Source organism: Streptomyces sp. AM 2-1-1 (assembly GCF_029167645.1).
Taxonomy (GTDB): domain Bacteria; phylum Actinomycetota; class Actinomycetes; order Streptomycetales; family Streptomycetaceae; genus Streptomyces.
In genome coordinates this window covers 3,476,365-3,490,448 of the sequence record NZ_CP119147.1, presented here as the reverse complement: position 1 = coordinate 3,490,448, position 14,084 = coordinate 3,476,365, and the positions used below count along the sequence as shown (strand labels likewise).

At 71.5% G+C, this 14,084-nt stretch carries 14 protein-coding genes; 7 read left to right on the top strand and 7 right to left on the bottom strand.

Going from position 1 to position 14,084, the window contains the following annotated elements:
- Nucleotides 1–411 precede the first annotated feature (411 nt).
- Nucleotides 412–2,082: a protein kinase gene (locus PZB77_RS15005; RefSeq protein ID WP_343299867.1), complete on the bottom strand. Its 1,671-nt coding sequence runs from the start codon at nucleotides 2,080–2,082 to the stop codon at nucleotides 412–414.
- A gap of 398 nt (nucleotides 2,083–2,480) precedes the next feature.
- Between PZB77_RS15005 and PZB77_RS15000 the strand changes: the two genes are divergently transcribed.
- Nucleotides 2,481–4,109 carry a protein kinase gene (locus PZB77_RS15000; RefSeq protein WP_275493100.1) on the top strand — a complete coding sequence of 543 codons (1,629 nt, stop codon included), beginning with the start codon at nucleotides 2,481–2,483 and terminating at the stop codon, nucleotides 4,107–4,109.
- Between the two features lie 54 nt (nucleotides 4,110–4,163).
- Here the strand turns inward: PZB77_RS15000 and PZB77_RS14995 are convergent, their stop codons facing one another.
- From PZB77_RS14995 to PZB77_RS14985, 3 genes are all read right to left on the bottom strand, one after another.
- The gene (locus PZB77_RS14995; protein ID WP_275496074.1) at nucleotides 4,164–5,180 is read right to left on the bottom strand and encodes a phosphotransferase; all 1,017 of its coding nucleotides are present in this window, start codon (nucleotides 5,178–5,180) and stop codon (nucleotides 4,164–4,166) included.
- Between the two features lie 66 nt (nucleotides 5,181–5,246).
- The gene (locus PZB77_RS14990; protein ID WP_275493099.1) at nucleotides 5,247–5,672 is read right to left on the bottom strand and encodes a pyridoxamine 5'-phosphate oxidase family protein; all 426 of its coding nucleotides are present in this window, start codon (nucleotides 5,670–5,672) and stop codon (nucleotides 5,247–5,249) included.
- A gap of 107 nt (nucleotides 5,673–5,779) precedes the next feature.
- On the bottom strand, nucleotides 5,780–6,442 hold the full coding sequence (locus tag PZB77_RS14985; RefSeq protein ID WP_275493098.1) for a response regulator transcription factor: 663 nt from the start codon (nucleotides 6,440–6,442) through the stop codon (nucleotides 5,780–5,782).
- 347 nt (nucleotides 6,443–6,789) lie between these two features.
- Here PZB77_RS14985 and pdhA point away from each other — a divergent pair, with 347 nt between their 5' ends.
- Genes pdhA through PZB77_RS14970 form a run of 3 tightly spaced genes read left to right on the top strand, consistent with a single transcriptional unit; the run spans nucleotide 6,790 to nucleotide 10,425 of the window.
- Complete coding sequence (gene pdhA / locus PZB77_RS14980) at nucleotides 6,790–7,941, top strand: pyruvate dehydrogenase (acetyl-transferring) E1 component subunit alpha (protein WP_275493097.1); 1,152 nt, start codon at nucleotides 6,790–6,792, stop codon at nucleotides 7,939–7,941.
- A gap of 2 nt (nucleotides 7,942–7,943) precedes the next feature.
- Nucleotides 7,944–8,924: an alpha-ketoacid dehydrogenase subunit beta gene (locus tag PZB77_RS14975; RefSeq protein ID WP_275493096.1), complete on the top strand. Its 981-nt coding sequence runs from the start codon at nucleotides 7,944–7,946 to the stop codon at nucleotides 8,922–8,924.
- Between the two features lie 10 nt (nucleotides 8,925–8,934).
- Nucleotides 8,935–10,425, top strand: coding sequence for a dihydrolipoamide acetyltransferase family protein (locus PZB77_RS14970; RefSeq protein WP_275493095.1), 1,491 nt, complete (start codon nucleotides 8,935–8,937; stop codon nucleotides 10,423–10,425).
- 88 nt (nucleotides 10,426–10,513) lie between these two features.
- Here PZB77_RS14970 and PZB77_RS14965 read toward each other — a convergent pair whose 3' ends face one another.
- A complete protein-coding gene (locus tag PZB77_RS14965) occupies nucleotides 10,514–10,915 on the bottom strand; it encodes an ATP-binding protein (protein ID WP_275493094.1) in 402 nt (133 codons plus the stop codon).
- Between the two features lie 270 nt (nucleotides 10,916–11,185).
- Here PZB77_RS14965 and PZB77_RS14960 point away from each other — a divergent pair, with 270 nt between their 5' ends.
- Genes PZB77_RS14960 through PZB77_RS14950 form a run of 3 tightly spaced genes read left to right on the top strand, consistent with a single transcriptional unit; the run spans nucleotide 11,186 to nucleotide 13,028 of the window.
- A complete protein-coding gene (locus tag PZB77_RS14960; RefSeq protein ID WP_275493093.1) occupies nucleotides 11,186–12,070 on the top strand; it encodes a helix-turn-helix transcriptional regulator in 885 nt (294 codons plus the stop codon).
- Entirely contained in the window at nucleotides 12,070–12,264 is a 195-nt protein-coding gene (locus PZB77_RS14955; protein ID WP_275493092.1) for a DUF397 domain-containing protein, read from the top strand. The genes PZB77_RS14960 and PZB77_RS14955 overlap by 1 nt, the downstream gene beginning before the upstream one ends.
- 38 nt (nucleotides 12,265–12,302) lie before the next feature.
- Nucleotides 12,303–13,028 (top strand): hypothetical protein, encoded by a 726-nt coding sequence (locus PZB77_RS14950; protein ID WP_275493091.1) that lies wholly within the window; start codon nucleotides 12,303–12,305, stop codon nucleotides 13,026–13,028.
- 21 nt (nucleotides 13,029–13,049) lie between these two features.
- Here PZB77_RS14950 and PZB77_RS14945 read toward each other — a convergent pair whose 3' ends face one another.
- Together PZB77_RS14945 and PZB77_RS14940 are read right to left on the bottom strand one after the other, a co-directional pair.
- A complete protein-coding gene (locus PZB77_RS14945) occupies nucleotides 13,050–13,364 on the bottom strand; it encodes a hypothetical protein (RefSeq protein WP_275493090.1) in 315 nt (104 codons plus the stop codon).
- Nucleotides 13,365–13,514: 150 nt separating this feature from the next.
- Entirely contained in the window at nucleotides 13,515–14,033 is a 519-nt protein-coding gene (locus tag PZB77_RS14940; RefSeq protein ID WP_275493089.1) for a DUF1203 domain-containing protein, read from the bottom strand.
- Nucleotides 14,034–14,084: the final 51 nt, after the last annotated feature.

The following is a 14,084-nucleotide window of genomic DNA, read 5'->3' as shown; positions in this document are numbered from 1 at the left end:
GGAGGGGGACCTGGAGCCATGGGATCAGCGTCACACGCCCCCACATTCCCGGCATCCCGGTTCGGCGGATGTCATCCGCCGTGATGACGGCGGGCCCGGGTACCACCCGAACGGCCGCTCCGGACGGCGTACGCCCGACCCGACCCGACCCGACCCGACCCGACCCGACCCGACCCGACCCGACCCGAGCCCGCCGCCCGACCCGGAACCGGCCGAGTCGGACCCGGATCCCGGCGCACCCGCACCCCCGATCCCCACGCACCCGCACCCCCGATCCCGGCGTCGCGAGATCCGACCGCAAGAGACCCCGACCCCGCGGGACGCCCGCATGAGACCCCGACCCCGCGAGACCCCGACCCCGCACGGGATCCCGCCCGGATCGGTCCCGAGCCGGGGCGAGCCGCCCTCGGCTCAGGCCGGGTCGCCCGTGGAGACACTCAGCTCGATGTGGGCGTTCTCCGGGTCGATCGCCGCACCGGCGGTCGGGAACTGCTTGAGGATCTGGTCCTCGGCGTAGGCGTTGCCGGGCTCGTCGATCACCTTGAGGGTCCATCCGGCGGCGTCGGCGCACGCCTTCGCGGAGAGCAGGTCCTTGTAGACGAAGTCGGGCGCGGAGACCTTCTCCGGGTCACGGACGTCCGTCATCGGGTCGGTGCAGTCTTCGGTGTCCATCGTCCGGTTGCGCTCGGGCGCCTTGTGCTCGCCCGCGACCGCCGGCGCGCTGCTCCCGGTCGAACCGCCGGTGGCCTCCGGCTCGTCGTCCGAGCCGTTCTGGAGCACCAGCAGCGTGACCAGGCCGGCGACGGCGAGGAGGGCGACGACGGCCGAGCCGACGATCACCGGGGTGTTCCGCCGGGCCCCGCCCGCGCCCCCACCGGTGCCGCCGATGCCCGTACCGCCGACGGTCGAGCCGCCCGTGGCCATGCCGGTCCCCCCGTGCGGCCCGGCGCCGGTCGGTGCCACCGCGTACGGCGGCGGGGTCTGCTGGTAACCGTGAGGGGCGGCGTGCGGGTAGCCGTAGCTCGGTGCGGGGGCCGGGGTTCCGTAGGGGCCGGGCTGCTGCTGGTGGGCCGGGTACGGCGTCTGGACGCTGTACGGAGCCTGGGCGGCCTGCTGGTCGACCGGAGGGAAGACCGCCGAGCCGACACCCGACCCGCTGTTGGCGGGGCCGCCCGCGACGATCACCGGGGCGGTGGCGGGGCCCGAGGCGTTGAGCACCCGGAAGACCTCGTCGCGCATCGCGGCGGCGCTGGGGAAGCGCTCGTTCGGGTTCTTCCGCAGCGCTCGGGCGACGAGGGCGTCCACCGCCGGGGTGATCGCCCGGTTGAGGGTGGACGGGGCGACCGGCTGCTCCTGCACGTGCGCGTACGCGATGGCGAGCGGGGAGTCCGCGTCGAAGGGGAGGCGCCCGGTGAGCAGCTGGAAGAGCATGATGCCGACCGAGTAGAGGTCGGAGCGGGCGTCCACGCCCCGGCCGAGGGCCTGCTCGGGGGAGAGGTACTGCGGGGTGCCGACGACCATGCCGGTCTGGGTCATCGAGGTGACGCCCGACTGCATGGCGCGGGCGATCCCGAAGTCCATGACCTTGACGACGCCGCGCTTGGTGATCATCACGTTGCCGGGCTTGATGTCGCGGTGGACGAGCCCCATCTCGTGACTGGTCTCCAGCGCCGCGAGCACGTCGGCGGTCACTTTGAGGGCCTTGTCGGCGGCCATCGCGCCCTGGGTGGCGATGTCCTCGTGGAGCACCGAGCCGAGGGGCAGGCCCTCCACGTACTCCATGACGATGTACGGCATCAGGGCACCGCCGAGTTCGTCCTCGCCGGTGTCGAAGACGGAGACGATGTTGGTGTGCTGGAGCTTCGCGACGGCCTGCGCCTCCCGGCGGAACCGCTCGCGGAACGACTGCTCGCGCCCGAGTTCGGTGTGCAGGGTCTTGATCGCGACCTGGCGGTCGAGCGCGGCGTCGTAGGCGAGGTAGACGGAGGCCATGCCGCCTTCGCCGAGCAGATCCCGGAGCTGGTACCGGCCGCCGGCGACGGATCCGCCCGCGTAGCGCCCCTGTGCGCCGTCCTGGCTCATGACTTGCTCCCCCTCGGCGCACCGGTGACGCGTCGCCCCGCTCTGTCGCGGGCAACGCGGAAATCTGTGGCGAAGCTTCGGTGAACGAAGGGCGCCGGGGCCCGGGAATACGCGAAGATCCGCACTACGGGCCCAGTCTGCCCGAGGGGTGGGACACGTCAAGCCAGGTGCCGGTTCCGTGACCCTGACCACACGAACCGTCTCGGAAGCGTTACAGGAACGGTCCGGTATGTGCCTGTGCGGCACACCGGCCGATCGGATGACCGGTTCGGCCCGGGACCGGGGGTGCGGCGGAGGCTGTAGCGTGGCGTGGCAATGCGGCTGCCCAGTCGGCCGAAGCAGGACCCAGGCACCGTGAGGACCCGCGGACGCGCGGACAGATACGACGGCGAGGACTGATGGCACCCGATTCCGAAGCAAACGGCGGCGGAGTCTCGGATGGCACCGACTCCTGGGGCGTCGGAGGTGTCGTCGGGGACGGCCGGTACCGGATGACCCACCGGCTCGGCCGGGGCGGCATGGCGGAGGTCTACGCGGCGGAGGACGTCCGGCTCGGGCGCACCGTCGCGGTGAAGCTGCTCCGCTCCGACCTCGCCGAGGACCCGGTGTCCAAGGCGCGGTTCACCCGCGAGGCGCAGTCGGTGGCCGGGCTCAACCACCACGCGATCGTCGCCGTGTACGACTCCGGCGAGGACACCGTGGGCGGGCAGACCGTCCCCTACATCGTGATGGAGCTGGTCGAGGGCCGCACCATCCGTGAGCTGCTGATCAGCGCGGAGGCGCCGCCGCCGGAGCAGGCGCTCATCATCGTCTCCGGTGTGCTGGAGGCCCTGGCCTACTCGCACCAGCACGGCATCGTGCACCGGGACATCAAGCCCGCGAACGTCATCATCACCCACTCCGGTGCCGTCAAGGTCATGGACTTCGGCATCGCCCGTGCGCTGCACGGCGCCCAGTCGACGATGACGCAGACCGGCATGGTCATGGGCACCCCGCAGTACCTCTCCCCGGAGCAGGCGCTCGGGAAGGCGGTCGACCACCGCTCCGACCTCTACGCGACCGGCTGCCTGCTGTACGAACTGCTGGCGCTGCGGCCCCCGTTCACCGGCGAGACGCCGCTCTCCGTGGTGTACCAGCACGTCCAGGACATCCCGGTGCCGCCGTCCGAGGTCTCGGACGGCGTGCCGCCGGAGCTGGACGGCCTGGTGATGCGGTCGCTCGCGAAGGAACCGGACGACCGGTTCCAGAGCGCGGAGGAGATGCGCGGGCTGGTCCAGTACGGCTTGCAGATGCTGCAGACGCAGGGCGGGCACACCGGTACGTGGAACACCGGACCGGTCGCCGCGTACGACGCCGCGCACCCGCCGGCGCAGGGCCTCACCGGCTCCACCCGGGCGATGGGGGCCGGTGGCTTCTCGTCGCACGGGACCACCTCGCAGGGTCCGATCCTGCCCGCGGCGAACCCGGACGACGGCGGTTACAACGGGTACGGCGGGTACGACACCGGCGGCCGGGGGAACGGCGGCGGCAAGAGCAAGATGTGGCTCTTCGCCGTGCTCGCCCTGATCGCGATCGGTGTCGGGGTCGCGTTCGCCATGGGCGCGGGGGACGACGGCGGCGGCACGAAGAAGGACCCGGGCAAGCAGACCACGACGACCTCGCCGTCCCCGGAGGAGACCTCGGCCGCGCCGAGCGAGGAGCCGAGCGAGGAGACGCAGCAGCCCGAGAACTCCACGGGCGGGCAGTCGGAGTGGACCCAGGACCCGACCTGGACCCCGTCGCCGACGAAGACCCGGCCGTCGTTCACGCCGAGGCCCACCCAGACGACGGAGGCGCCGTCCACGACGACGGGCGGGGACGACTCGGGTTCCACGGGCGAGACGTCCGAGGAGCCGAGCGCCGACCCGACGGGAGACGACGAGGGCTCCAGTTCGCTGGGCGGCACGGGCATCATCGGGGGTGGCGGCACCACCACCGAGCCCGCCGATCCCGAGGACGCCGCGGGAACGACCAGCACCACCCCCTGAGTCCGGGAGCCGTCGGCGGCCGGTGAGCCGGGCAGCCGCCGGTGCACGAGGCCGTCACCCCGTGAAGGCCTCGTGCACCGCCTCGTACTCCCGGGTCCACCACACCACCAGGGCCGACACCGCGGGGAACTGCGGGTCGGCCCTGCGGTCTCCCAGGGCGTAGCGCCAGCGCAGTATCCAGAAGTCGTTGAGCCGCTCCCACCAGACGCGGTGCACCGCGTCGGCCAGCTCGGCCGGGCTCGCCCCGGCGGCCTCGCGGTAGGCGCGGGCGTAGGCCATGACCTTGTCCAGTTCCAGTTTTCCGGCCGGCTGGACGAAGAAGATCGCGGCGGCACGTACCGCTTCCTCGGCGCGGGGCTGCACGCCGAGCCGGTCCCAGTCGACGATGGCGACGGGGTCGCTGCCCCGGTAGAGCAGGTTCAGCGGGTGGAAGTCGCCGTGCACCCAGCCGTGCGCGGGGCCCACGGGGGTGGGCGGGCGGCGGTGGGCGTGGCGTTCGAGGAGGGCGCGGCGTTCGACGAGGCGGTGGACGGCCAGTTCGTCGAAGGCGTCGAGCGGGGTGTCGCGGGGGCGTACGCCGCGCGCCGCGTCGAGCAGTTCGTCGATGAGGGCGAAGGTGTCGGCCGGGTCGGGGCTGCCGTGCCCCCGCCGCGGGGCCGGCGTCCCGCTGCCCGGTCCCATGACCTGTTCGAGACCGGTGTGTACGGCTCCGAGGAGCGCCCCGAGACGCTGGGACTGGCCGGGGGTCAGCTGGGCACCGATCCGGTGCCGCCCGTCGACCCAGGGGTGGAGGGCGAAGCAGTGGCCGTCGATCACCGTGACCGTCCCGCCGTCGGCGTCGGTGAGCGGCGGGGCGACGGGGACTCCGATCGACTGGAGCCGCTGGGTCGCCCGGTGCTGGCGGGCGATGAGGGACCGTTCGCCGGTGGCGTCGTCGAGGTGCTTCTTGTCGAGGTGGTGCTTGAGGAAGTACGCGCCGCGCGTGGTGGAGACGCGGTACCCGTGGTTGAGCAGTCCCTTGGTGATCGGCTCGCAGGCGAGCGGTTCACCGACCGCGGGATAGCGGCGCATGACCTCGCCGACCGGAGGCTGGGGAGGGTGGGTTACATATGAGCGCGGCACTTACCAGATGGTAGATCACGCCCCGTGGCGGAGCTGCGGACTTGAATTCCAGCCCAGAGTGTGCACTGCGGCGAAGTGCGGGTGGAGCCGGAGGTAGACCGGAGCGAACGTTTCGCCGTCGACCGCGGCGGGCTGCGCGCCGAAGCGGGCGCGCTGGGCGCGGGAGGGTTCCAGCAGTTCGGTGGTGCCGGTGAACTGGACGGCCCACAGGTCACCCTCTCCCGGGGCGGTCGTGTTCAGGTTGTCGGCACCGTAGGCGACGACGCTTCCGTCGCACGCCTCGTGGTGGCCGAGCCCGGCGTGCATCCGCAGCACGATGCGACCGTCGCAGACGATGTGACGGGCCGGTGCCAGCAGGGGCAGCGCACGCCTGCTGGTCGCCAGCCGGCCGTACGGGACCCGGTCCAGCAACGCGATGGCCTGCGATTCCTCTGGTGACATGTCCTCCACTGTCCGACGGCGACCGGCCGGTCCGTAAGGGCCGGCGGCCCCGTGCCCGCCGGGACCAAGGTCCCACGCACGGGCCCCGGCGGCACCGGGCCGCGAGGTCAGCGGCGCTCTTCCGCCTGGATCCGGGCGACGTACGCGGCGGCCTGCGAGCGGCGTTCCATGCCGAGCTTCGACAGCAGGCTGGAGACGTAGTTCTTGATGGTCTTCTCCGCGAGGTGGAGGCGCTCCCCGATGACCCGGTTGGTGAGCCCTTCGCCGATCAGGTCGAGGATCTTGCGCTCCTGGTCGGTGAGGTGGGTCCGCTTGTCGTCGCCCTTGCCGTCCTTGCCGTCGCGGAGCCGCGCCAGCACCCGGGCGGTCGCCGCGGGGTCGAGCAGCGATTTTCCGGCCGCCACGTCGCGCACCGCGCCCAGCAGTTCGTTGCCCCGGATCGCCTTCAGCACGTATCCCGAGGCGCCCGCCATGATCGCGTCGAACAGGGCCTCGTCGTCGGCGTACGAGGTGAGCATCAGGCACTTGATGTTCTCGTTCCGGGAGCGGATCTCCCGGCACACCTCCACCCCGCTTCCGTCCGGCAGCCGCACGTCCAGGACGGCCACGTCGGGGCGGGTGGCGGGGATGCGGGCCAGGGCGTCCGCCGCCGTGCCTGCCTCGCCGACCACCTCGATGTCGTCCTCCACCGCGAGCAGGTCGTGGACGCCACGCCGGACGACCTCGTGGTCGTCCAGGAGGAATACGGTGATTTTTCCTTCTTCGGACACATTCGCAGTCTCACACACTCCGCTCCCGTCCGCCCTTCCCTGCGGCGGCCCCCCGAGATAACGTGCCGTTGTTCCGGCGGCCTGCGAGGCTGTTACCAGTGCTGTGACCAGCGAGAGTTCGGGTTTTTCGCGATTTACTTGGAAATCCAAGCAAAATCGCAGGTCAGAGAGGGTTTCGCGTATATGCGACCCACTGGGTAACGTGCCTGTGACAGGGTGCTCGCCGGGGCACCTGTCACGCCTGTTCCCGGCTGAGCGGCACCCACCCCGTGCACGGGTCCGGACACAGGCGAGCCGCACTGGTTCCCGGCAGACCCCGGGGTCCGGACCGACGGAGGAGCACGCACGTGACCGTGGAGAGCACTGCCGCGCGTAAGCCGCGACGCAGTAGCAGCAGGCGCACCAGCGCCGCGAAGGCACCGCAGAGTTCCGAGCCCCCGCTCGTACAGTTGCTCACGCCCGAGGGCGAGCGCGTCGAGCACCCCGACTACAGCATCGACCTCTCGGCCGAGGAGCTCCGCGGCCTGTACCGGGACATGGTGCTCACCCGCCGTTTCGACACCGAGGCGACGGCCCTCCAGCGCCAGGGCGAGCTGGGCCTGTGGGCCTCGCTGCTGGGCCAGGAGGCCGCGCAGATCGGCTCCGGGCGCGCGCTGCGCGACGACGACTACGTCTTCCCCACCTACCGCGAGCACGGCGTCGCCTGGTGCCGCGGCGTGGACCCGGCGAACCTGCTCGGCCTGTTCCGCGGTGTGAACCACGGCGGCTGGGACCCGAGCAGCAACAACTTCCACCTCTACACGCTCGTCATCGGCTCGCAGACGCTGCACGCCACCGGCTACGCCATGGGTGTCGCCAAGGACGGCGCGGACTCCGCCGTGGTCGCGTACTTCGGTGACGGCGCCTCCAGCCAGGGCGACGTGGCCGAGGCCTTCACCTACGCCGCGGTCTACAACGCCCCGGTCCTGTTCTTCTGCCAGAACAACCAGTGGGCGATCTCCGAGCCCACCGAGCGCCAGACCCGGGTGCCGCTCTACCAGCGCGCCCAGGGCTACGGCTTCCCCGGCGTCCGGGTCGACGGCAACGACGTGCTCGCCTGCCTCGCGGTGACCAAGGCGTCGCTGGAGCGCTGTCGGCGCGGCGAGGGCCCGAGCCTCGTGGAGGCGTTCACGTACCGCATGGGCGCCCACACCACCTCCGACGACCCGACGAAGTACCGGGCCGACGAGGAGCGCGCGGCGTGGGAGGCGAAGGACCCGATCCTGCGGCTCCGCACCTACCTGCGGAAGCAGAAGTTCGCGGACGAGGCCTTCTTCACCGCTCTGGAGGAGGAGAGCACGGCGCTCGGCAAGCGGGTGCGCGAGAACGTCCGTGCGATGCCGGACCCCGAGCCGCTGGCGATGTTCGACCACGCCTACGCGGGCGGTTCCTCGCTCGTCGACGAGGAGCGGGCCCAGTTCGCCGCCTACCAGGCATCGTTCGCCGAGGAGGGCAACTGACCATGGCCGCCGAAAAGATCTCCCTCGCCAAGGCGCTCAACGAGTCGCTGCGCCACGCCCTCGACACCGATCCCAAGGTCCTGATCATGGGCGAGGACGTCGGCAAGCTCGGCGGCGTCTTCCGGATCACCGACGGGCTCCAGAAGGACTTCGGCGAGGGCCGGGTGATCGACACCCCGCTCGCCGAGTCCGGCATCGTCGGCACGGCGATCGGCCTGGCCCTGCGCGGCTACCGCCCGATCGTCGAAATCCAGTTCGACGGCTTCGTCTTCCCGGCGTACGACCAGATCGTCACGCAGCTCGCGAAGATGCACGCCCGCTCGCTCGGCAAGGTCAAGCTGCCCGTCGTCGTCCGTATCCCGTACGGCGGCGGCATCGGCGCGGTCGAGCACCACAGCGAGTCCCCCGAGGCGCTGTTCGCACACGTCTCCGGGCTGAAGGTCGTCTCGCCGTCGAACGCGCACGACGCGTACTGGATGATGCAGCAGGCCGTCCAGAGCGACGATCCGGTCATCTTCTTCGAGCCGAAGCGGCGCTACTGGGACAAGGGCGAGGTCGACACCGAGGCCATCCCCGTCCCGCTGCACAGCGCCCTCACGGTCCGCGAGGGGAGCGATCTCACGCTCGTCGCGTACGGGCCGATGGTGAAGGTCTGCCTGGAGGCCGCCGCCGCCGCCGAGGGCGAGGGCAAGTCGGTCGAGGTCCTGGACCTGCGGTCGATGTCCCCGATCGACTTCGACGCGATCCAGACGTCGGTCGAGAAGACGGGCCGGCTGATCGTCGTGCACGAAGCCCCCGTCTTCTACGGATCCGGCGCGGAGATCGCCGCCCGGATCACCGAACGCAGCTTCTACCATCTCGAAGCACCGGTCCTGCGCGTCGGCGGCTACCACGTCCCGTACCCGCCGGCCCGGATCGAGGACGAGTACCTGCCGGGTCTCGACAGGGTGCTCGACGCCGTCGACCGCTCGCTGGCGTACTGAGGAGAGGGCCGTGACGACGATGACCGACACATCGGTTCGTTTCCGTGAGTTCAAGATGCCCGACGTGGGCGAGGGACTCACCGAGGCGGAGATCCTCAAGTGGTACGTCCAGCCCGGCGACACCGTCACCGACGGCCAGGTCGTGTGCGAGGTCGAGACCGCCAAGGCGGCCGTGGAGCTGCCGATCCCGTTCGACGGGGTGGTGCACGAGCTGCGCTTCCCCGAAGGCACCACGGTCGACGTCGGCGAGGTGATCATCGTGGTGGACGTGGCGCCGGGTTCCGACGCCGCCGCGCCCGTCCAGGCTCCGGTGGCCGCCCCGGCGGAGCCCGCCGCGGCCTCCCCCGCCGGGGTGGCTCCCCAGGAGGCGCCGCAGGGCCGCCGGCCCGTGCTGGTCGGTTACGGCGTCGTCGAGGGCTCCACCAAGCGCCGCCCCCGCAAGGGCGCGGAGCCCGCGACCGCCGCCGTCGAGGCCGTCCAGCGCGAGCTGAACGGCCAGGGTCCCGCTCCGGGCGTCGCCAAGAGCCGTCCGCTCGCCAAGCCCCCGGTCCGCAAGCTGGCGAAGGACCTCGGCATCGACCTGGACGGGGTCACCCCCACCGGCCCGGACGGCGTCATCACCCGCGAGGACGTGCACGCCGCCGCCACTTCGGCCGCCCCCGTCACCCCGGCGCCGGCACCGGCCGGTGCGGTCGGTGGCGCCGCCACCGCCCCGGCGGAGCCTTACGCCGAGGACGCCCCGTACGCCGGGGACGCGTCCTACCAGGCGCCGCAGCCGGTGGCCGCCGCGGTACCGGGTGCGCGCGAGACCCGCATCCCCGTCAAGGGGGTGCGCAAGGCCATCGCGCAGGCGATGGTGACCAGCGCCTTCACCGCACCGCACGTCACCGAGTTCGTCACGGTCGACATCACCCGCACGATGAAGCTGGTGGCGGAGCTGAAGGAGGACAAGGACCTCGCCGGGGTCCGGGTCAACCCGCTGCTCCTCATCGCGAAGGCCCTCCTCGTCGCGGTCAAGCGGAACCCGGGCGTCAACGCCACGTGGGACGAGGCGAACCAGGAGATCGTCCAGAAGCACTACGTCAACCTGGGCATCGCCGCGGCCACCCCGCGCGGTCTGATCGTGCCGAACATCAAGGACGCGCAGGACAAGACCCTGCCCGAACTCGGCTCCGCTCTGGGTGAGTTGGTCGCCACGGCGCGGGAGGGCAAGACGTCCCCGGCGGCGATGGCGGGCGGCACGCTCACCATCACCAACGTGGGTGTCTTCGGCGTCGACACCGGCACGCCCATCCTCAACCCGGGGGAGTCGGCGATCCTCGCGGTCGGCTCGATCAAGCTCCAGCCGTGGGTCCACAAGGGCAGGGTGAAGCCCCGTCAGGTGACCACGCTGGCGCTGTCGTTCGACCACCGCCTGATCGACGGCGAGCTCGGTTCGAGGTTCCTGGCGGACGTCGCCGCGATCCTGGAGCAGCCGAAGCGGCTGATCACCTGGGGCTGACCGCCCCGGCCGGTTCGAGAGGTACGAGGACGGGCCCGCGCTCCACGGAGTGCGGGCCCGTCCCGCGTTGCCGCGAGAACCGCCCGCGCTACCGGGGCGCCGGCGGGGTGGACCCCGGCCGTCGCAGCGACAACTCGGCGAAGACCGTCTTGCCCACCGTGCGGTGCTCCACGCCCCAGTGGTCGGCGAGCTCCGCCACGATCAGCAGCCCCCGTCCGTAGCAGTCCGCGTCCAACGGTGTGCGGGTGTCGGGCAGCCGGTCCGCCCGCGCGTCGGTGACCTCGATCCGCAGAGCGCTCGCGGTGAGGGCGAGACGGAGGCGGAAGAGACGGCCCCGGACACCGCCGTGCAGGAGCGCGTTGGTCGCCAGTTCGCTCACCAGCAGGGCGGTGTCGTCAGCCAGTTCGGGGTACCCCCACTCCGCCACGAGCCGGCTGGCCCGACGCCGGCAGCGCGGCACCGCGGCGGGGACGGGGGTGTAGCTGAGCACGTCCTCGCGGAGAACGGGTTCGGGAGCCTCGTCGCGGCGGTCATGGCGCGTACCTCCGTGGGGCGGGCGGTGGCGAGGCCGCGCCGGAGCCACGCCGGTGGAGGCCGACGCGGGGCAGCACGGTGCACTTCCGCCGATCGGCTCCGCTGTGCGAGCGGTGGGTGCTGAACGTAGCCATCCGCGACTCCTAGGCACAAGTGAAACGGAGACGATTGTCTCCAACGAGTGACGGAGGTCGACGTCCTCCGGGCAGAGCGAGAGACTGGCTCCGTGAATCGCGCACCGCAACTTGGTAACCGGACGTCAACCGTGTTGGGCCGCAGGCTCGGTGGCGAGCTTCTTCGCCTCCGGGACGCATCGGGGAAGACGCAGCAGCAGGCCGCGCAGGCGATCAGCGCGACCAACTCGAAGATCGTGAAGATGGAGCGCGGCTGGGTCCCCATGCGGGATCCCGACATCCGCGCGCTGTGCGACTACTACGGCGTGAGTGACAAGCACTTCGTTGGTCGTCTGCTGGAGCTGGCCGCCTTGGATCGCGAGCGCCGGAAGGTCAAGGGCTGGTGGAACGACACCGTCCACTCCAGTAAGCACAGCGAGTACATCGCCATGGAAGACGGTGCCCTCCGCAACAGGCAGTGGCAGATGGCGCTCATCCCCGGTCTGTTCCAGACGGCCGAGTACACCAGGGCGATGGGTATCGCGGAGTCCTCGTGGGATGACCCGGACCGTCTGGAGGCGGTCGTTGCCACCCGTGCCATGAGGCAACAGCGACTCTTCGCGCCCGATCCCTTGCGCATGCACGCGGTCATCTGGGAGGCGAGTCTCCGCCAGCTCATCGGCGGGCCCCATGTGATGCGGCGCCAGCTTGAGCACTTGTGTGAGCTCGGGGAGTTGGCCAACGTCCACATCCAGATCCTTCCCTTCCGGGCAGGCGGGCACATGGGCGTCACGGGGCCTTTCAACATTCTGTCGTTCGCTGAGGACGAGGCCATGGACGTCGTTCACATGGACGCTCAGCGCTCCGAAATCTGGGTCGAGGATCCGGAGGAGGGAGCATCGTTCGTGGACATCTTCAACTCCCTCTGCAGGGCTAGCCTGTCGGTGCATGACTCAGCGGAGTTCATCAGAGAACTGAGCAAAGGAATCGGCTACTAATGGCCTACCGATTCGCCAAATCCAGTTACAGCACGGTCGACCAGGAATGCGTCGAGGTCGCCCTCAACACCCCCGGCTCCGTCGCCGTACGCGACTCCAAGCGCCCCGGCGGCCCCCTCGTCGTCGTCGCTCCTGCGACCTGGGCCGCCTTCGGCGCGCACGTGCGTCGCGCGGAGGGCCCTCCCTCCCGGTGAACGGAGGCCGTACGACAAGGGCGGGCGCTCCGGCGACGGTGACCGGCTGGACGCGGATGTACGACGCGCGCGGGGACACCGATCAGGTCCCCCGCCTCCTGGACCGGGTGGAACGTCAGGACGACACCGAGACGTGGGCCGAGTTGGGCTTCCGCCTCGTCCTGGAGTGCGACCTGGTGTTCCCCGCCTCCTTCGCGGCCCTGCCGCACCTGGTGCGTCTGGCGGAGAAGAGCGTGAGGGCGCTCGGACTCGCCGGGGAGATCGTCGGCCGCGCGGCGGGCCACCACGGGTGCGACGACCTGCTGAGGAGCTGCGACGGGACGGTCATCGCCCTCGGTGACCTGCTGGACCGGCACCTGAGGACGGGACCGGCCCCGTACCTTCCGGCTTTTCGCGCCCTCCTGGCGGTGCGGGAGCAGTACCACTGGGCGTCGGTCCTGGAGGACTTCTCGGACGACTTCTACCGAGTGTCCTGTCCCGCCTGCCACGTCGAGGTGACGCTCGCCATCGGCGACTACGGGCGCTACTCGGCCGTGCGGGACTGGCACGCGGGGGACGTGGACCGCAGGGCTCTGCGTCCGGCATCGGCCGAGCAGCTCTCCGGAGCGGGGAGGTGGATGTACGACACCGTGGTCCGGGACGGCCGGCGGAAACTGGCCGAGGGCATCGCCCATCTCTTCGGCAAGGCCGTGTGCCCGTGCTGTGCGTCCGTGTTCGGCGTCGCCGAGGAGTACGCGGCCGCGTACCTCCCGGTCATGGGGTGAGGGGAACAGCTTCTGCCCGGCTCACTCCCGGGACGGGCCGGCGAGCCAGCGGTCGTCCTGGAACTCGGCGGGGACTTCGTCCTCCCACGGATCGATCCCGCGGCGCTCCAACTCGTCGAACCACCGGTCGCGCTGCGACTCGGGGAGGCGTGCTCCGCACCACGGGCAGAAGCCGATGGTGATCGCGGAAGTGCCGCCGTCCTGGACGATCAGTCCGTACTCCTGGAACCGGGCCCCGAAGGTGATCAGCGTGTCCGGGCAGGCGAAGGGGTCGGCGTGCTGGTCGCACTCCACGTGCGCGTGGCGGTTCATCGCCTCGCAGCAGTGATCGGTCACGGCGTCGGTCCCTCTCGTCGGGGCGCCACCGCCCCGCCGTCCGGGTCCGGCATGTGCGCCTGACGGCCACCCCATCACGCGCCTCCACGGCGCCGGCACCGGGAGCGGAGAGCCGGCGCCGCGGAGGAGGCAGGTCCTGGGAACCCCCCTCTACCCCCTCCACGACCCCTGCCCCCGCCGCACCTCCGCCAGGAAGCAGCCGAACTCCACCGCCCGTACGTGGACCAGCGCCACCGCCGGGTCGGCGAAGACCTCGGTGAGGACGGGACCGGCCTCGGCCGCCCGTTCGCGCGGGATCTCGACGAGCCTGCCGCCGAGGATGTGTCCGTCGGCGTCGTAGGCGCGGAACACCCGGCGCGGGCCGTGGAGTCCGGCCGGGTATCCGGGCCCGTCGCCGGGGCCGCCGCACTCCTCGGCATGGACGAAGACCGGTCCGCACTCGTCGTACGGGCCGGGCTCGGCGCCCGTCTCCCGCGCCCAGCGGCGCAGCGGTGCGTACGAGACGAGGACGATCCGTTCACCGGCCTCACTGCGGCGGAGACAGCAGCGCAGGGGCGCGCCGCCCTCCGGGTCGGTGGCCGGTGTCCGGGTGTGGCCCGCGTCGTCCCGTTGCCGGAGCCGGGTGAGTACGGCGGGGGCGATGGCTCGTACCGCATACGTGGTGGTCATGGAGCCAGGGTCCTCGGCGGTGCGCCGGGACGCTGGCGGAAATCGGACGTC